Origin of the sequence: Ginsengibacter hankyongi (assembly GCF_008710285.1) — a bacterium.
GTDB lineage: Bacteria > Bacteroidota > Bacteroidia > Chitinophagales > Chitinophagaceae > Ginsengibacter > Ginsengibacter hankyongi.
The window spans coordinates 22224-41238 of record NZ_VYQF01000005.1; the positions used below are offsets into that span (position 1 = coordinate 22224).

Below are 19015 nucleotides of genomic sequence, written 5' to 3' on the forward strand. Positions count from 1 at the left end.
ATCAGACTTCCCCCGAGGATCTTATACATCCCACTTTTGGATTAAACCGTGTTGAGAGAGACCGGGCCGAGGTCAATAAAATTTGTTTGTATTTATCATCAGGCCAGATACGAAAAAGATTACCATAACTGCAATACATCATAAAACCTAAATCATGTGTGCCGGTGTCATATTGCTCATTATCCATTAATACTATTTTCTTCAGCGCCCCGTTATACAATGTTTTATTCCCGGTTGATTCGTACAAGTACAATAACGTGCCTGGAAAAAAACCGGCAACCCAGTCTGAAGAATTGCATGTTTTAAGCTTGCCATTTTGGAATGATTCAGGCATAACTCCCTCGGGAATTTTTTGCATCAATACTTTATATTGTCTTGCAGCATATTGCAGATTTTGATTAATCCATTTTTTTGAAATAGTTTGAGCAGATGTACTATTAAAATTGCAAAATAAAAAAACCGGAAGTGCCAAACAGATAATTGATTTACTCCTTGCTGACGAAAATAGTTTTATCATTCGGTTAGTTTAAGCTTTAATTGGAGGAAAAATGTTTGTATCTTATAGAAATTGATGAAGAGTTTACCATCCGTATTTAGCAATAAAAATAATTAATCCAATATATTAAACTGATAAAAGTTTTTGTTTATTTTTTTGAACCGCCTGGTTCACGCATCAAGTTACATTACTGGAAGGGGCTCATAATAAGTGAGCTTAACCATGTCAGCTGGTACTGGCAGAGGATTCCATGAAGTGTGGATAGCGAGAGCAGCGCCCATTGCAGTGGCTTGTGCAACAGATGCAGCATACACTTCGAGTTGTGGAAAGGCAAATGCAAGCAAGTGCATATAAATAGAATTATTGCTAAATCCCCCATCAACAAATATGCGTTTTACATTAGAATTTTGAAGTACCAATTTCGTAGAAATAAATTGCTGTTGCATGATATCGTGTATCAGACAATGATAGCTTTCTTCATAATTTTTGAAATTTTTCAATTGCCTTTTTTCAAAAGTTATTTTACCTGAAAGATGATCACTATCCTCAAATTTATTTTTTAAGATATCCAAATCTGCTAAGTGTTGAATGATGGAGGCATCGTATTTTATACTTTTGTAAAAGTCGCCATGCTTTCGAAAATGTTTTGCAATCCTCTTTATTTGTTGCTCATGAACATAGCCCCCAAATAAACGCGATGCTTTTACAGGCTTTCCCTTATAATCGAGATAGCACAAACAATCATTTTTAAGTTCTTTAACGGTTAATGGTTTTTTATTGAAAGGGTTTAATGATATACACCATGTTCCGGTGGAAATTAATATAAACGGTTCTTTAAAAACCGCGAGATAAGGAATAAGTGCAGCCGAGCTGTCATGCAGCCCGGGACCGGCTTTTAAGGTTTTATTATTAAATTTTATATTAAATGCTTTGCCCGAAGGTTTTACAGGCGCCAGTTTTTTTTCCCAGCCTTCTTCTTTCACCCATCTATGATAATTATTTTTTTTAAAGTCCCACAAAAGGGTATGGCAGCCAATGCTTGTGATATCAGAAACCATTTTCCTGGTAATAACAAAACTTACATATTGGGGAAGATGTAATGCATATTTTATCTTTTTATAAAGCGCAGGATTTTCATGCATTACTCTGTGCAATTGCATCCCGGAATTTAAACTTCCCAAAACAGGCGAAGCTGTTTCGCAGGACAGATTTTCTTCGCCGCCATATTTTTTATAAAAAGCATTTTTTAATTTGGCCGGATAATCTTTTAAATAATTATATAGCGGGGCAATAACTTTTCCTTCAGCATCTATATAAACAAAGCTTGCTCCATAAGCCGAAAAATTAATAGCTTTTACATCATATTCTTTTTGGGATAAAATACCAGTAAATGTTTTTGTTATCCAATTGGTGAGAGCCTTTATGTCTTCGCATGCATCTCCATCGTCATCGTGAATTTCCGGAAATGTTATTGACTGCTCATGTACGATTTGGTAACTGGTATCAAGAAGAAAAAACTTTTTATTGGTTTTACCAATATCAAATATTGCTATAACGGGTAAGGAGTTCATAGCCCTGTTGCAAGCGTTTTATTGCCACGAACTTTAATTAACTCCCCGCGCGCATTTAAAACTCTGAAAGATTCTAAAGGCCGTAATGCGCCACCGGAAAGCATCCTGGCTTCTGCAATAATCGGCCGTACATCCGTAAGAAATGCCGATTGTAAAATTTCCTGCGCTTTTACTACATCATTTTCCTGCTGTGCCTGTTGCAGGGTGGTTGCATCCACCAATAAGGCACGGGCGTAAGCAATCATGATGGCCTCTGTAGATTGTAACAAATCTTCCAAAGGATCTTTCACATTATGAGAGGCATCAATCATCCATGCAAGATCTGTGGCATGATCCAGTCCTTTTGCATCCATACCTTCCACCAGTTCTTTGAAAATAAGAAACAGCTGATAAGGTTTTATACTTCCGACCGTAAGATCATCATCGCCATATTTTGAATCATTAAAGTGAAAGCCGGCAAGTTTATCTTCCATCATTAATAATGAAACAATCTGTTCAATATTTGCGTTGGGTAAATGATGCCCAAGGTCAACCAATGAATAGGCCTTACTGCCAAGCTTACTTGAAAATAAATACGACTGTCCCCAATCGCCAACAGTCATGCTATAAAAGTTGGGTTCAAATGCTTTGTACTCAATAAATATTTTCCAATCAGCAGGTAATGCCTTGTAAATTTCCTGAAGACTTTCTAAAGTTCTTTTAAAGGCTTCCCGAAAATTTAACTGACCGGGAAAACAGGAGCCATCTGAAAGCCACACGGTTAAAGCTTTCGAACCAAGAGCTTCACCATGCTTTATTACTTCAATGTTATGAGCAATAGCCTGGCGCCGTACATTTGCGTCTACATGTTGCAGTGAGCCATATTTATAACTGAAGGCCTGGCCAGGCTGGTCCTGGAAGGTATTAGAGTTTACCGCGTCAAATTTTAAATTATATCGAGCCGCTAAAGCTTTTATAGCATTTGCATCTTCAGGAATATCCCACGGAATGTGAAGAGAAATAGCTCCACTGGATTGATTCAACGAATGCAATAAGCCAACGTCTTCAATCTTCTCCTCAAGGCTTGAAGGTTCGCCGCCACCAGGGAACCTTCCAAACCTTGTCCCCCCGGTACCTAAAGCCCAGCTTGGTATGGCAATTTGAAATGCAATTAATTTTTGCAAAATGTTTTCAACATTCGGAATTTGTAAAGCAATAAAATCAAATTGCTTTTTATGATCTGCCAGGTGCTGTTGATTTAACTCTTGTAATGTTTCTTTTTTAATTTGCATGATATTGATTTATGGCAAATGAAAAACTTCCTTTAAAGGTATACTTATTGGTGAATTATCATCGTTGCATTCCATGAGGTCCTTCATATAAGCCCACCATTGCTGCATTACAGCGTTGGCAGGCAATGCATCTAATGCTTCAGCATTTTCAATTTTTAATACGCCAAAAAGATTATTGGTAGATTCATCTAAGAAAATGGAATACTCATGAATGCCTGCCTCTTTTAAAAGTTCTTTTAACTCTGGCCATATTTCGTCATGCCTTTTTTTATATTCTTTTTCAGCACCATTAAATAGTTTCATTTTAAAAGCGACTCTTTCCATCTTCGTTTTGGGTTAATTTCTGTTAAGTTAAAAATGAAGTACAATTACAACATAATTTATTTCTGAATATTTTACATCGGCTGTAATATCGTTAATTTAAAAAAGGGTTGACCGATTAGAAAATCACCAACCCTTATTGATTGCGAGAAAAAACTAAGTTTATCATCTTGGAAATGCAGCTGCAACTCCTCCATCTACATTCAATACATTTCCGGTTGATTTATTTAAAAGCCCGCCAACAAATGCAAAGCATGCATCGGCTATATCCCCGGGATTTATTATTTTATTAAGCAACGTGCGCTTTGCATAAAATGAAGGCAACTCTGCTACCGATACACCATAAGCTTTTGCTCTTCCCTCTGCCCAGGCGCCTTCCCATATTTTACTGTCGGATATTACGGCATCAGGATTTACAACGTTTACTCTTATGCCATCTTGGCCAAGTTCTGCTGCTGTTAAACGGCTAAGGTGCAATTGTGCAGCCTTTGCTGAACCGTATCCTGTATTGTTGGGGCCGCTTACAAATGCATTTTTGCTCACTATATTTATTATATCACCGCCAAGGTTTTGTTTGCGCATTATTTTTAAACCAATTTGCGTTACCAGGAATTGACCTTTAACCAAAACATCATACAAAAGATTCCAATCTTTTTCAGTGTGTTCTTCAATCGTTTTTGAAATAGACAAGCCTGCATTATTTACAATGATGTCTATTCCGCCGAACGCTAAAGCAGCGGAATTATAGGCTTTAGTTATCGAACCAGCTTCTGTTACTTCGAGTAGTTCTGCTATAAAAACATCTTTGCCATATTGCTGTCTGAATTCTGCTTTAGCAATTTCCAGGCGTGCTGCATCGTTGTCATTTATAACAACACAGGCGCCTTCCTCAGCAAATTTTTTAGCGACCGCTTTTCCAATACCACCGGCACTTCCGGTAATAAGCGCAATTTTTCCGGATAAAGCTTTTGGCTTCGGCATTCGCTGCAATTTGGCTTCTTCCAATAACCAATATTCTATATTAAAAGCTTCCTGCGCCGGTAGTGAGGTATAGGTTGAAATGGCTTCTGCGCCGTTCATTACATTTATCGCATTGATATAAAACTCCGCGGCAACTCTTGCTGTTTGTTTGTTTTTTGCAAAGGTGAACATACCGACACCAGGATAAAGAATTACAACCGGGTTTGCATCACGCATGGCGGGACTATTGGGATGTTTGCACTTTTCATAATACTCTGCATACATTTTTCGGTAACCCGTAAACGCAGATGAAAGCTTTTCTTTTATAGCATCAATGTTGGTAAGATCTTCATCGGGCTTCAATGAAAGCACCATCGGCCTTATTTTTGTACGTAAAAAATGATCGGGACAACTGGTACCCATAGACGCTAATCTTTCAAGGTCATTTGAGTTAATAAATTCCAGCACTTTTTTATCATCTGTAAAATGGCCGATCATCATGATTTCAGATGAACAGAAGCCACGCAATACAGGCGCAAGGGCGGCACCCTGTTGTAAGCGCTTATCTTCCGGCAAAGACTCAATTTTAGTCCCGCCAAAAACAGGCCCTTTTTTACCGGTATTTTCTTCAATGTACTGCGCACATGTTTCTATAACTTCCAGCGTGTTGATATAACTGTCATAAGCAGTGTCCCCCCAGGTGAAGAGCCCGTGTGAACCGAGCATAATGCCGCGTATGCCGGGATTTTCATCCAGACATTTTTTTAATTTTAATCCAAGATCAAAGCCTGGCCTTTGCCATTCTACCCAGCCTATTGTACCGTTAAATAATTCTTTGGTTATTTCTTCTCCCTCTTTAGATGCGGCAATCGCTATCGCTGCATCGGGATGTAAATGATCAATGTGTTTGAAGGGAAGAAAGCCATGCAGTGGTGTATCAATGGATGGCGCTTTGGAATTTAAATCATAAATACAATGATTAAATAATTCTACCATTTCATCTTCGTGATCTATGCCGCGATATACGTTTTTTAAGCTTCTAAGCCTGTTTACATACAAAGCAGCAAGCCCGCTTTTAGTTAATGTTCCAATGTCGCCGCCTGAGCCTTTCACCCACATTATTTCTGTCTGTTCACCGGTTAGAGGATCTTTAGCCATTGCCTTACAGGAAGTATTGCCACCACCATAATTAGTTAAACGAAGATCAGCACCCAATAAATTGGATCGGTAAATTAATAATCCTACTTCGTCGCCTTCAAGAGCGGCTGCCTCTTTGGTATTCCATAAGTAACTTACGTGCTTAAATTGTCTTGGTTCAGCTATTACCATATCAAATATTTTATAGTTTTTCGTTAATTTGATTTGAGAGAATTACCATACCCTACCAGTATTACAGAAAGTATAATTGTGATAACTCCTATTATAATTGTCGTCCGGGTTTTTTTACTCACGCCCTTCCACTCTTTTAGAGCAAAGCCCCACATGTTGGCCACTAAAATTATAAATGACATGTGAAGTATCCATGAACTTGCACCATTACCTAATTTACTTTCCCCCATTCCATAAAAGAAAAACTGAAGGAACCAAAGCGTACCGGCCACTGCACAAAAAATATAATTACGAAGAAGTGGCGTTTTCTTATTCGTGTAATCAGCAAAAGATTTATTACGGAAATTTAGAAACATTGTCCAGATAAAATTGGTAGTTAAACCACCCCATAAAAGAACGATATAGATCACATTATTTCTATACAAAAAGTTACCGGTTTCTGTAGGATTGGCTGTTTTCCACATGGTATTCGCTACTTCGGCCATTTTAGAACCAGCTTCAATTCCATAATTAAAACAGGCACTTAAAATTCCGGCAACAATACAAACGATTAAACCCTTTACAAGATTGAACTCTTTTATACTTTCCTGTTTTTTTTCTTCTGATAATTCCCGTTCCTTCGATACTCCTGCTTTGCCACAAATAAAAATTCCGGCCAGGCAAAGTATTATGCCGATAAGTACAATCTGTCCCCAGGAATTGGTGAGCAGGTCATGGAAAGTTGTCTTACCTGCCTGTGGATGAAAGTTGTAATAAATAGACGGTGCCAATGCTCCGAATGCAGATGTAAAGCCGAGCAAAACAGAATTGCCCAACGACATTCCAAGATAACGCATACCGAGTCCATACATCAATCCGCCAATTCCCCAAAGTACACCCCAGAAATAAGTCCAGCCAAAAGTAGACGCAGGGGTTTGTGAAATGATTTCAGCAAAATGAGGAACCGTGAGCCACGCCGCTATTGGAGGAATAATGAGCCAGGAAAAAAGTCCACCAATAATCCAAAAGCTTTCCCAATGCCATCCTTTTACTTTATTATAAGGAACATAAAAGCTCCCTGAGGCAGCGCCACCAATAAAGTGAAATATTATTCCTAAGATTATTTGCATTTTAGAGTTATTATTTTAGTTCATGGTCCTTTCGTTTGCACCATAAATAATAGTACAAATTTTAAGAAGATATGTTCTTTTAAATTTCCTGTTTTTTGTAAAATCCGGCAGCAGCAAAACTATAGGCCGGCTTATTATTGCGTGATAATTTTTAAAGGTGAAGTATGGGTTTAAAATAGGGGTAAAAGATACTTTACAACGTGTTGGCTGTGTGTTGTAATAGTGAGAACAGACTCCGGTATTGATAAATGAAGATGAAAATAATCTGCTGTTAAACCAGGATCTTTCCCCTGACCAGTCCATGACTTTTTTATAAGGCATGTAAAAACTTCGTGAGGCAAATCCACCAATAAAGTGAAAGATAATGCCGACAATTACTCCCATTTAAAATATTTTCATATAAGCAAAAGATGGTTAAAGATAAACGGGTATAATAATATTTCTATCATGTACTGTCATGGTAAGTTGATAATCATTTCATTTTTTTACCAAAGAATCGTATTGGATAATTACAGTAAGTTTGATAAATAAATTTACTGGCGGCGCATGAAACAACATGATATATTTAAATACCTTCTTATTGATTATTTTTCTTCCACGCCTAAATATTTGCAACTGGCCAATTGTATCACCAAAGCAATAGGCGAGGGCATTTTAAAAGAAAATGATGTGCTTCCTTCTATAAACGAACTGAGCTTTGAATTTGATATATCACGTGATACTGCTGAAAAAGGTTATAAGCATTTAAAGAAAAATGGTACACTCAGCTCCGTGCCTGGCAAAGGTTACTTTGTAAAAAATGCTGAAGTAAATCAGCGGCTCAAAATCTTTTTATTATTTAATAAGTTAAGTGCCCATAAAAAAATTATTTATGATGCTTTTGTTGCATCATTGGGAGATCTCGCCGCAATTGATTTTTATATATATAACAATGATTTTCTCTTTTTTAAAAAATTAATTACGAGTCAAAAAAACGATTATACGCATTATGTGATAATTCCCCATTTCACCGATGCATCGGAAAATGTTTCCGAGATAATTAATACCATTCCGAAGGACAAATTAATTTTAATGGATAAATTGGTACCCGGTGTGACGGGACAGTATGCAGCCGTATACGAAAATTTTGAAAAAGATATTTATGGCGCCCTGGTACAGGCCAACGGGCAGCTAAGTAAATACAATACTATTAAAATTATTTTCCCAAATTATACCTATCATCCAAAAGAAATACTGGAAGGCTTTTATCGCTATTGCCAGGAATATGCTTTTAATTATAAGGTCGTTCAGAACCTGCATAAAGAACCGATAAAAGAAGGAGAGGTTTACATCAACCTCATGGAAAATGACCTGGTATTTCTTATTGAAAAAATACTAACTACTAAAATGAAACCGGGCAAACATGTAGGAGTTATTTCTTACAATGAAACTCCTTTAAAAAAATTAATTCTTAATGGCATTACCACTATCTCTACTGATTTTCAAATGATGGGGGAAAAAGCTGCGAAATTGATTTTAGAACGTTCTAACGAACACGTTGAGATACCTTTTTATTTAAGACTGCGGGCATCTTTGTAAATTTTCCTGCAATCTTTCCAGATAAATTTCTGTCTCTTAGCAATACGATACAAAGGTTATGACCGGGGACTCTATTTAAGATTTACCTGGGATGATTTCCTTTTGATTAGCGTGCTTTGTAGAGTAATAGTTTCAGGCGGGGTAGAACGATCATCAATTCTTTTTATTAGCATTTCTACCGCTGTCGTGCCGATCTCATAACATGGCAACATTACCGTTGATAAAGTTGGCCTCCACAATTTCACTAATTGGGTCATTATTAAATCCAATTACAGCTACTTACCAGAAACGTTATTTCTGCTTTTTTAGCCTAAATTACGCTAAAGCCATAATCACTTTATAGTATTGTTAACTAGTTTTGAAAGCTTTCGTAAAATTAATAATAACTAATGGAAAAGAAACCGCGAGTGCTCAGATACGTTTTCATTTGTGCTTTATCCTTATATATATCCACCACAATGGCGATACCTTCCGGCGATACAGTTAAAACAAATTATTTACAAAACCGGACCCCGTTATTACAAAAGCCTTTCCTCGAATTACCTATCGGTGCCATCCAACCGGCGGGCTGGTTAAAAGTTCAACTGGTTAAAATGAAAAACGGCTCAACCGGTCATTTGGACAGCCTATATAGCAAGGTAATGGGAAAAAGAAATGGCTGGCTTGGCGGTGATGGTGATGTGTGGGAAAGGGGACCCTATTGGCTGGATGGCTTAGTTCCGCTTGCATATATTCTAAACGATAAAGAATTAATAAATAAAGTGAAGCCGTGGATCGAATGGTCTATTACGCACCAGCGGGCCGATGGTTATTTTGGCCCTGAACCAACAAAAGAAAAACCTGCAAACGAAGCAGGATTACAAAGAGATAAACCGCAGGATTGGTGGCCAAAAATGGTAATGTTGAAAGTGCTCCAGCAATATTATTCTGCCACGGGAGATAAAAGAGTCATCAACTTAATGACAAAATATTTTCATTATCAGCTGAAGCAATTGCCAACAACACCTCTTGATCATTGGAGCTGGTGGGGCTCACAAAGAGGCGGTGATAATTTAATGGTTGTTTATTGGCTTTATAACATCACAGGAGATAAAACTCTACTAGACCTGGCAAATCTTATTCATAAACAAACCTTCGATTGGACGGATACATTTTCCAAGACAGATAATTTATCAAAATTATTTTCTTTTCATGGAGTGAACCTTGCGCAGGGAATTAAAGAACCCGTTATTTATTACCAGCAAGATCCGGGAAAAAAATATCCTGCTTCTGTAAACAAAGCATTTAAAGATATTCGCCAATATCTAGGTCAGCCACAGGGAATGTTTGGCGCAGATGAGCTAACTCACGGTAACGTACCCACGCAGGGCTCTGAATTTTGTACGGCTGTTGAAATGATGTTTTCTTTGGAAAACTTGATGTCGATTACCGGCGATGTAAAATATATGGATCATCTTGAAAAGATCGCCTTCAATGCATTGCCTACGCAGGCAAGCGACGACTACATGACGCACCAGTATTACCAACAGGCAAACCAGGTAATGATAAGCAGGCTTGATCGTAATTTTATGACACCCTACGATGGAACAGATCAATGTTTTGGCATATTAACCGGCTATCCATGCTGTACCGCCAATATGCACCAGGGCTGGCCCAAATTCACGCAAAATTTGTGGATGGCTACCGAAGATAATGGAGTGGCTGCATTATTATACGCTCCTTCGTCAGTAAAAATAAAGGTGGCTAACGGTACCGAGGTTGAGTTTATTGAAAAAACAAATTATCCCTTTGCAGATGCTATTCATTTTACTTATAAAAATAAAGGGGCTAAAATTACTTTCCCATTTCATCTTCGAATTCCCGCCTGGTGTGATGAGGCAGAGATTGCCGTGAACGGAGAAAAACTGCAGAATGCAAAAGGAGGCCAGGTTATAAAAATAAATCGTAACTGGAAGGATAATGACGAAGTAACGTTGATATTACCAATGAAAATTTCTTTAGAAAGATGGAATGAAAATTCCGAGTCTGTAGAACGAGGCCCATTGGTGTATGCGCTTAAGGTTGATGAAAGCTGGGAGAAGAAAAAAAATAATGATCAATACGGAGACTATTATGAGGTGCATCCGCTGTCCCCATGGAATTATGGGCTATTAGAGATACCCAAAGAAAAATGGCAAGAGGCTTTCCAGGTAATTGAGAGTGAACATATCTCAGATTATCCCTGGACTTTGGCAGATGCACCGGTTGAATTAAAAGCTTCAGCAGTGCGATTACCCAACTGGCAGCTTTACAATGGCAATGCAGGCCCATTACCGTATAGCCCGCAACCAATGCCACCCGGCGAAAAACCTGTAACCGTTACCTTAATTCCTTATGGATGCACAACTTTGAGAATAACAGAATTTCCGGTTGTTGAATAATGGCCCTGCTGACCAAAATTTGATTCAATATTTTTTATATGCTTACTAAGCCCAAAACGATGCTACGAAAAATTTCTGTTTATTTCATTGCTGTAATGTTGTGTTTTAATTTTCAAATAGAACAGGCTGCAGCGCAAGCGACTGTTCCGTTAAAAAACGGAATGGTGATTTTTCATTCAATCACTGTAAAAAATTCTTACTATAAATTCAATGCAGGTCGTTCATCCGGCACAGGAGTTATTGAAATAAAAGGAGATAATATAGTTGTTGATTTTAACGGCGCTGTTTTGCAGGGAAGCAATTATAAAATATGATAGGAATGTTACAGGCAGGTAGAAAAATAAAAATTATGATAAATCCTTGCAGGTTGGTGTTAATGTTGTTTGGGGCGCTATCGATATTTATACAATGCGATGCACAACCCGCTCGTCCTTTTTTATCTAACCTTAAGGCTGGCCAGCACTTTCCACTTTATACCGGTTATGCGGCGGCAATGGAACGCTCGGCATTCACACTGGATGAAGGCTACCGGCTGCAGTATGATATAGATTCATTAGGAGCAGATTTTATTACCGACAATGCAGGAGACCTTGGCTTTGCTTTCTGGGAAAATAATCAATGGATTTATCGTGTAGTTGATATGAAGGTGAAGCCTGTGATTACACTTTCTTACCCCGACATGGTGACGTACCATTATTATCCGTTTGAAAATATTCGTGTTGAAATTTCAATGGTTGTTCATAGCTCAACTGCCGCTTTCTGGCAAATGAAAATAACGAACGAAAGCAATGTCCTAAGAAATATTAATCTCGCATCTTTTATTAAGAAAAAGCAACAAGCTTTTAAAAATACCAGGGTAATGGCCGAAGATGGTAAGATCTATTTCACGCATGTTGAAGAGCCTGATGGATGGACAAAGGATCATCATCTTCCAATGGTAGACAGCATCCGGGATTTATTTCAATTTAGCAGTAATGTTTCTTCAGCAGTTTGTGTAAATGATCTTTCTTTTAATGAAAATATTTTTGAAGAGAAAAATGAAACGGATTCGGCGCATTTAATTAGTATTAGAAAAGATGTTTCTTTACAACCACATCAATCTGACAGCTTCCGCATTTTTAGAATTGTTCAACCATTGAGTCATCCTGTTTCATCATTAGAAAAGGAAGCTGATTCAATGGAGCATGCTTCAATCGTTTCATATAAAAAAGTCAACGAGCATTTGTTTTCAAAAACGCCTTTGCCTTTTTTTAGCGATTCTGCGTCTATGGCTCTGTATTGGAGTGCCTGCAATATGATGCGCCAAGTTTTTTATCCTGCAGAAGGAAATTTAAAACATAACTATTATGTTTTTTCGCGTGAGCCGCAATGGGGCTGGGGACATGGCGGACAGGTATTTCATGAAAGCATTGCCATGCTGGCTTATGCTTATATAGATCCTGTAAGTGCCATGAATTCGCAAAGAGTTTTTTCTGACAGGCAGCATTCTAACGGTTATATTAATTATCGTACGGGCTCCTACCTCGATGAAGTGATTGAGTACAAAGGACAGCTCACATCATCAGCGCCATGGTATTCCTGGCTTAACTGGGAAGTTTATAACATTACAAAGGATCAATCATTTCTAAGTGAGTTGTACCGGTCATCCAAACGCTTTTATAATTTTTATACAAGTAACCGTGATACTGATCATGACGGGCTTTGTGAATGGGGCGGAGAAGCAGTGCTGGAGTCAGTTAGAGATGGACATGTAGCCGTTTGGGACCAGGTCGGTTACCCCGCAGAATTTGAAGCGTTGGACTTAAATTGCATGTTGGTGATGGAAGCTAAGTCATTGGAGAAAATGGCTTTGACATTGCATTTGGACAAAGAAGCTGTTGCATGGAAAAAAGATTACCAAAAAAGAACATTGCTTATAAATAAAACTTTCTGGGACCCTGTTAATCATTTTTATTATAATGTAGATAAGCGAACTCATAAGTTTACTTATAAGAAAAAAGATGATCTTAAAAGAGATGAGATTATAGGATTTTTGCCACTTTGGGCTGGTGTGGCTGATCACCAGCAGGCAGCCTACCTTGTAAAGCATTTAACAGACACTGCGTCTTTCTGGCGCCGTTATGGAGTTCCTTCTTTGGCTTCTAATGATTCTTATTATAATCCAAAGGGATATTGGAATGGCGCCGTATGGGTTCAATGGAATTACCTGATAGAACGCGGCCTGCTGGATTATGGCTATAAAAAGGAAGCCTCCACATTAGTTCATAAAGTGATGGATAATATGATAGGCGTTTTAAAATCAGATCATGAGCTATGGGAATTTTATGATCCCGACAGTACTTGGGGTGGTTATCACCGCACTTACATCTGGGCCGGCATTATAATCCGGATGATGATGGACCTTCAAACCAAAAGAAAATAAACTTTAAAAGAATATTCATGCAAAAACAATTACCTCTGCTATTACTGTCCGGAAGTATCTTTCTGTTCTCAAAAAACTGCGAAGCTCAGGATGTTGCAGGCTTGAAAAACATCCAGGTGGATCATTTAACTGTATCCAACATTAAGGATAATGACAATCAATCTCTTCATTTGGATAAAACAATTCCATTGGTTGATTTTGAGTTAAATGGAAAATACTGTACTCCGTCTCATGAAGACGAATGGCAACAAAAGCTTGCTGTAAGCTTTGAAGCAGATCAAGGCTTTTCACCCGGATTTAAGGGGATGGTCAGTTTTAAAAATATTTCAAACGATACCATTACCATTTCAAATGTCGTTCCGCTAGGCAGAAGCAACGATAAAGTTTTTATAACCGGCTTTGGAGATAATGGCCTTTCAAGAACGCATTTATTTCTCCCTAATCGTAAGCCTGTAAATGTAATCGTTCCGGATAATGCCTGGGAACTTGGATTTTCAGAATCACCTGTAAATAATAATCTTTCTGTTTGTGCTCTTGCCAGGCGTGTAAGAAAGGGTTTTGAGAAGGGCAGCATGGGACGTTTTGAAACAACACTTTATCCTGGTGGCAGCGTATCATATTCATTGTATGCTGATCTGTATAAGGGGAAATGGCAGCAAGGCCTTCGGGTAATGTTTCAGCAAAGAAGTTTGTATGATGTGAAAACTTTTGATGACAGCTTATATCATCGTAAAGATCTTGAATGGATCAGGAAATCTTATGTGGTCCACCTGTTGATGTCGTGGGATAACCAGTTTTATGATAGTAAGGATCATACCTATCACGTCATCAACTTTTTAAAGAAAGGCCTTCCGTTATATGGCGGTGATGATGTGGTTGGCATCTGGCCCACGTGGCCTTCTTTGGGTATCGATCAGCGGAATCAATTTGATCTTTTCAGGGATTTACCAGGAGGCTTATCGAAAATAAAAGCATTGGCAGATAGTTGTCATAAGATGAATACCAATATGTTTATCTGCTACAATCCATGGGATGGAAGCACACGCGGCGAAGGTCATTTATCCGGCCTGGCAGATATCATTCGTGAAACCAATTCCGATGGTGCTGTGTTGGATACACAAGGAGCTTCCAGTCATGAGTTGCAGGCCGCGGCGGACAGTGTAAAGCCTGGTGTGATTATGTATCCCGAAGGAATGGCTGTTCCAAGGGATATGCAGGGTGTTGTAGCAGGAAGGGTTCATAACGCTTTGTATTATGCGCCTATGCTAAACCTCAATAAATTCATAAAACCTGAATTTGCAATTTTCAGGGTAGCAGAAGTTTACAAAGAACCGATACGACGCGAATTTTCTTTATCATTTTTTAATGGCTACGGTACAGAAATAAATATGTTCTCACCAGGTATGCCTGCCAATCTTGATGATGAATACCGGTACCTTGGACAGACCGTAAGAATCTTACGTGAGAACGCTACCAATTTTACCGGTAAAGCGTACACGCCGTTAATTTCAACAAACAGGGATAGCATTTGGGTGAATGAATGGCCTTCTGCTTCTAAAACAATTTATACCATTTACAGCATTATTCCCGGTGGCTATAACGGTTCACTTTTTGAAATAAAAAATAAACCCGCTACACATCTTGTAGATATTTGGCACCACCAGGAATTGAATGCTAAACCGGATGGTGATCACTCGTTAGCTTTGGTGCAAACCGATGCTTTCAACAGTTCATGGTTAGGTACCAATAACGAGGGTGCGGTGGATTGCATTGCACAACTGCCGGAGTTCTTAAATACAAATTTATCAGGAGATATCTTAACCATAAACGCAGACAAAGGCACGGAAATTAAAGTGTGGAAAGGAGTTCCATCTTATGATACAAAGCCGGTTGTATTTAAGCCTGGTATGCATTCAATTCATTTAACGGACCTCTTTGGCCGTTATGAAGGGAAGTTTGTGATACAACTTTTTAATGAGGATGAATTGCTCGACGAAAGGGTTTATGAAATTGCCCCGGGGACGCCGCGTTTAATAACTGATATTGAACCAACGGTCCCGGCTACCCGCGTTTTAAATGGAATGGTAACGATTCCTGCAGGTTCATTTAAATTTCACACAACCCATGGAGATGATTTTATTTCTTATCCCAATTTTAATGAAGACAGTGTTTATCAAATGCCATCTTTTTTTATGGATAAGTTCCCCGTTACCAACAAGCAATTCAAGGAATTTTTAGATGCAACCAACTACCAGCCAGAAGATACAGCCAACTTTTTAAAGAACTGGATAAATAAAAATATTCCTGTGGGCATGGAAAATTTCCCTGTTGTGTATGTATCGTATGAAGATGCAAAAGCTTATGCAAAATGGGCAGGCAAGCGGCTTCCATCGGAAATAGAATGGCAGTATGCGGCGCAAACTCCTCATTTAAATGAATGGCCATGGAAGCAAAAGAACCCGGTGAAATGGACGTCAGAAGTTGTTACCAATACCCTCACCGTAAAGAAACCCGCAGGTATTGATTCAACCTATAGCAATTTGGGTGAGGGTAAAATGTACCCGGTAGGTAAATATAAGCGCGGAGCAAATCCATACGGCTTGCAGGATTTGGTAGGCTGTGTTTGGCAACTTACAAATGATATTTACCAAAGCGGAAGCTACCGTTATATTTTAATGAAAGGAGGAAGCTATTTCAATCCTTCTTCCAGTTGGTGGTATGTGCAGGGCGGGCCTAGGCCTTTAACTTACCGGCAATTTCTTTTGAGGGTTTCACCTGGCTTCGAACGCAATGCTACTGTAGGTTTCCGTTGTGTTAAAGGTCGCAGGTAGTAGGGATGTGTTTTAAAAAGGTGTTCCAGTAAAAATTGCTTTTTTTCTCAATTTTTAGCGAAAAATGACAAAAACGAAGCCGTCCCCGATTTTTCAGAATATTTTCTCCGAAGACTCTTTTGTTGTGTTTATTTCGATAATTTGATAATACCATTTTCCACCAACAGCCAAATCAATTATATGTTTTGATAAGGCCGGAAGTCGTTGCTTACGGGAAATCTCAGGAAAGCGTTAAAATATTTTTAAGTATAACAATTTCGGCTAGCTGTTGACGTTAGTCTTGCCAACAAACTTCGTTGAGGTATTTATCATTCAGTTCTCAAACTTTTCACCGGGTTTGCAACCGCTGCTTTTATGGCCTGGAAGCTAACGGTAACTAGGGTTACCAACAATGCACCCGCTCCCGAAATAATAAATACCCACCATGAGATAGAAGTTCTGTAGTCATATTGCAATATCCATTGATGTAGATAATACCACGCTAATGGTATAGCAATGAGGCAGGAAATAATTACCAGTAATACAAACTCCCTGGAGAGCATTTTCCAAAGATTAAATACCGATGCACCCAGCACTTTGCGTACCCCAATTTCTTTTTTGCGCTGCTCAGCCACAAATGATGCAAGTCCGAATAAACCAAGGCAGGAAATAAAAATGGCAAGTATGGTAAAAAACGTTGCAAGATGGCCCACCCGCTGTTCATCGGCAAATTTCTTCGCATAGTCTTCATCGTTAAATGTATAGTCAAAAGGCGCTGAAGGATTATATTTTTTAAAAACTGTTTCTATTTTATTTAAGGCATCTTTTACAGGCACCCCTTGCTTTATTGCGACTGTTATTACATTGGCCCAGTTAGGGTTGTACAGAAAAACCGTTGGCTCAACAGGCTTATAGGGTGATTCCATAATCATATCTTTTATCACGCCAATAACTGTATATTTTTTATCGTTGAATTGAATGATCTGCCCTACAATATCACGCTTCATTCCCACTTGTTTTACGGCAGATTCGTTTAATACAATTGCAAGGCTATCGGTTGCAAAATCTTTGGAAAAATCTCTTCCTTCTTTTATTTGCCAGCCAATGGTTTTACCAAAATCCTGCGTTACTGCAATCGTGCCGAAAGATGGCAGAGAGTTTGGATCCTTGCCTTGCCAATTAAACCCAATTTGATTTGACCATACGCCGGTGGTGGGACTGGAAGATTCAGCCATATTATCAACAGCGCCTGAAGCAAGCAAATCATTTCGTAATGCGTCATAATGCCCATACAAGTCCGGCGTTGACATATTGACGGTGATGAGCCCTTCCGTTCGGTAATTTACAGGCCTGTTTTTAGCAAATTGAATTTGCTTAAAAACGATGATGGTTCCAATGATTAAAGCAATGGAAAATGAAAATTGAATCACTACTAAAACTTTACGGGGCAGTGAGGCAAACTTACCTACACGAAATGTTCCCTTCAATACCTTTATGGGTTCGAATTTGGAAAGATAAAATGCAGGATAACTCCCCGAGATTAATCCCGTAATAAGTGTGAATGTTAATGCTATCAGCCAGAATATCAGGCTGCCCCAGGGAAGTTGCATGCTTTTATCTGCCAGCTTATTAAAGAATGGCATTAATAAAAAAACCAACAATACTGCAAATATAAAAGACACGAATGCCACTAAAACCGATTCGCTTAAAAACTGCCCGATTAACTGGCTACGTACTGAACCAACCGTTTTGCGGATGCCCACTTCTTTCGCTCTTTTCTCGCTTCGGGCCGTAGATAGGTTCATGAAATTTATACAGGCAAGCAGCAGTACAAAAACACCAATTATTGAAAACAACCAGATAAATTGTATGCGTCCTCCGGTGGCTTTACCATTTTTAAAATCGCTGTATAGCCGCCATTTATCCATAGGAAAAAGCACTGCTTGTTCTCTGCCATCCGTAGCCGCAACCTTGTGAGCCATCACTATATTTTTTATCTTCTCTGTTTCTTTGTCGATGTTTATATTATCTGCTACCTCAACAAACGTCTGCCACGAGTGGTTGTTCCACTGTGTTGCCGCATCTTTTAGCCATTGTTCAGTAGTTATATATTTGTTCCAGGGCAATAATAATTTGGTCTCGTACAAAGTAGTGTTATGAGGCAGATCTTCAAAAACGCCAGACACTTTATAGTTATCTTTATTATCGAGCCGTATCATTTTATTAATAACATCTGTACTCCCAAACAACGCTTTTGCAAGTGAAGCATTTATTAATATTGATGAAGGATCTGCCAGTCCATTTATGTTTCCCTTTATCATTCTTAATGAAAACATGGATGGAAAATTTGAATCAACCCACATACCACTACCGGTAATTTTTTTATCCTCAACTTTTAATACATGGCTGAAATTCCAGGATGCCATGGACACATTTTTAAAATCGCTTCCATACTTGCTGCGAAGCTCATTACCAATCGGCATACAAACGGCCTGCCCTGTTTCCATCTTGCCATCATTGTCTATAAACGTGGTCATTACCTGTGCGAGCTGGCCATGATGGGTGTGATATCTGTCGAAACTAACTTCATCCCAAATCCATAACGCAATCAGCATTGCGACTGCCATACCTGTCGCGAGGCCAAGTATATTAATAATAGAATAGCCTTTGCTTTTAATAAGATTGCGCCACGCAATTTTGAAATAATTTTTTAGCATGAAGTAATTTT

The 19015-nt window shown here is 38.6% G+C and carries 13 protein-coding genes; 5 read left to right on the top strand and 8 right to left on the bottom strand.

The window, feature by feature from the left end:
• Nucleotide 1 precedes the first annotated feature (1 nt).
• The 6 genes from FW778_RS23195 to rhaT form a co-directional block, all read right to left on the bottom strand.
• Nucleotides 2–517, bottom strand: coding sequence for a hypothetical protein (locus tag FW778_RS23195; protein ID WP_202552297.1), 516 nt, complete (start codon nucleotides 515–517; stop codon nucleotides 2–4).
• Between the two features lie 161 nt (nucleotides 518–678).
• Complete coding sequence (locus FW778_RS15975; RefSeq protein WP_150415823.1) at nucleotides 679–2067, bottom strand: FGGY-family carbohydrate kinase; 1389 nt, start codon at nucleotides 2065–2067, stop codon at nucleotides 679–681.
• Nucleotides 2064–3338, bottom strand: a complete 1275-nt coding sequence (locus FW778_RS15980) for a TIM barrel protein (RefSeq protein ID WP_150415824.1) — start codon at nucleotides 3336–3338, stop codon at nucleotides 2064–2066. Before FW778_RS15980 ends, FW778_RS15975 begins: the two co-directional genes overlap by 4 nt.
• A gap of 9 nt (nucleotides 3339–3347) precedes the next feature.
• Nucleotides 3348–3662: an L-rhamnose mutarotase gene (rhaM, locus tag FW778_RS15985; RefSeq protein ID WP_150415825.1), complete on the bottom strand. Its 315-nt coding sequence runs from the start codon at nucleotides 3660–3662 to the stop codon at nucleotides 3348–3350.
• A 162-nt stretch (nucleotides 3663–3824) separates the two neighbouring features.
• Complete coding sequence (locus tag FW778_RS15990; RefSeq protein WP_150415826.1) at nucleotides 3825–5948, bottom strand: bifunctional aldolase/short-chain dehydrogenase; 2124 nt, start codon at nucleotides 5946–5948, stop codon at nucleotides 3825–3827.
• A gap of 23 nt (nucleotides 5949–5971) precedes the next feature.
• Nucleotides 5972–7057 carry an L-rhamnose/proton symporter RhaT gene (rhaT, locus tag FW778_RS15995; RefSeq protein WP_150415827.1) on the bottom strand — a complete coding sequence of 362 codons (1086 nt, stop codon included), beginning with the start codon at nucleotides 7055–7057 and terminating at the stop codon, nucleotides 5972–5974.
• A 546-nt stretch (nucleotides 7058–7603) separates the two neighbouring features.
• Between rhaT and FW778_RS16005 the strand changes: the two genes are divergently transcribed.
• On the top strand, nucleotides 7604–8635 hold the full coding sequence (locus FW778_RS16005; protein ID WP_150415829.1) for a GntR family transcriptional regulator: 1032 nt from the start codon (nucleotides 7604–7606) through the stop codon (nucleotides 8633–8635).
• A 71-nt stretch (nucleotides 8636–8706) separates the two neighbouring features.
• On the opposite strand, the gene FW778_RS23750 is transcribed toward FW778_RS16005, so the two are convergent.
• The gene (locus tag FW778_RS23750; protein ID WP_150415830.1) at nucleotides 8707–8892 is read right to left on the bottom strand and encodes a substrate-binding domain-containing protein; all 186 of its coding nucleotides are present in this window, start codon (nucleotides 8890–8892) and stop codon (nucleotides 8707–8709) included.
• Between the two features lie 201 nt (nucleotides 8893–9093).
• On the opposite strand from FW778_RS23750, the gene FW778_RS16015 reads away from it, so the two are divergent.
• From FW778_RS16015 to FW778_RS16030, 4 genes are read left to right on the top strand one after another with little or no spacing between them, the layout of a single operon-like run.
• Nucleotides 9094–11055, top strand: coding sequence for a beta-L-arabinofuranosidase domain-containing protein (locus FW778_RS16015; protein WP_150415831.1), 1962 nt, complete (start codon nucleotides 9094–9096; stop codon nucleotides 11053–11055).
• A 38-nt stretch (nucleotides 11056–11093) separates the two neighbouring features.
• Nucleotides 11094–11369: a hypothetical protein gene (locus FW778_RS16020; RefSeq protein WP_150415832.1), complete on the top strand. Its 276-nt coding sequence runs from the start codon at nucleotides 11094–11096 to the stop codon at nucleotides 11367–11369.
• A gap of 35 nt (nucleotides 11370–11404) precedes the next feature.
• A complete protein-coding gene (locus FW778_RS16025; protein WP_202552299.1) occupies nucleotides 11405–13477 on the top strand; it encodes an amylo-alpha-1,6-glucosidase in 2073 nt (690 codons plus the stop codon).
• A gap of 17 nt (nucleotides 13478–13494) precedes the next feature.
• Nucleotides 13495–16308 carry a formylglycine-generating enzyme family protein gene (locus FW778_RS16030; protein ID WP_150415834.1) on the top strand — a complete coding sequence of 938 codons (2814 nt, stop codon included), beginning with the start codon at nucleotides 13495–13497 and terminating at the stop codon, nucleotides 16306–16308.
• Between the two features lie 308 nt (nucleotides 16309–16616).
• On the opposite strand, the gene FW778_RS16035 is transcribed toward FW778_RS16030, so the two are convergent.
• On the bottom strand, nucleotides 16617–19004 hold the full coding sequence (locus FW778_RS16035; protein WP_150415835.1) for an ABC transporter permease: 2388 nt from the start codon (nucleotides 19002–19004) through the stop codon (nucleotides 16617–16619).
• Between the last annotated feature and the right edge of the window lie 11 nt (nucleotides 19005–19015).

Bases quoted from the DNA above. Each gene is read 5' to 3' on its own strand.
- FW778_RS15990 (WP_150415826.1), bottom strand. From the start codon at position 5,948: ATGGTAATAGCTGAACCAAGACAATTTAAGCACGTAAGTTACTTATGG.
- FW778_RS16015 (WP_150415831.1), top strand. From the start codon at position 9,094: ATGGCGATACCTTCCGGCGATACAGTTAAAACAAATTATTTACAAAAC.
- FW778_RS16025 (WP_202552299.1), top strand. From the start codon at position 11,405: ATGATAAATCCTTGCAGGTTGGTGTTAATGTTGTTTGGGGCGCTATCG.
- FW778_RS23750 (WP_150415830.1), bottom strand. From the start codon at position 8,892: ATGACCCAATTAGTGAAATTGTGGAGGCCAACTTTATCAACGGTAATG.
- FW778_RS15975 (WP_150415823.1), bottom strand. From the start codon at position 2,067: ATGAACTCCTTACCCGTTATAGCAATATTTGATATTGGTAAAACCAAT.
- FW778_RS16005 (WP_150415829.1), top strand. From the start codon at position 7,604: ATGAAACAACATGATATATTTAAATACCTTCTTATTGATTATTTTTCT.
- FW778_RS23195 (WP_202552297.1), bottom strand. From the start codon at position 517: ATGATAAAACTATTTTCGTCAGCAAGGAGTAAATCAATTATCTGTTTG.
- FW778_RS16020 (WP_150415832.1), top strand. From the start codon at position 11,094: ATGCTTACTAAGCCCAAAACGATGCTACGAAAAATTTCTGTTTATTTC.
- rhaM (WP_150415825.1), bottom strand. From the start codon at position 3,662: ATGGAAAGAGTCGCTTTTAAAATGAAACTATTTAATGGTGCTGAAAAA.
- rhaT (WP_150415827.1), bottom strand. From the start codon at position 7,057: ATGCAAATAATCTTAGGAATAATATTTCACTTTATTGGTGGCGCTGCC.
- FW778_RS15980 (WP_150415824.1), bottom strand. From the start codon at position 3,338: ATGCAAATTAAAAAAGAAACATTACAAGAGTTAAATCAACAGCACCTG.
- FW778_RS16035 (WP_150415835.1), bottom strand. From the start codon at position 19,004: ATGCTAAAAAATTATTTCAAAATTGCGTGGCGCAATCTTATTAAAAGC.
- FW778_RS16030 (WP_150415834.1), top strand. From the start codon at position 13,495: ATGCAAAAACAATTACCTCTGCTATTACTGTCCGGAAGTATCTTTCTG.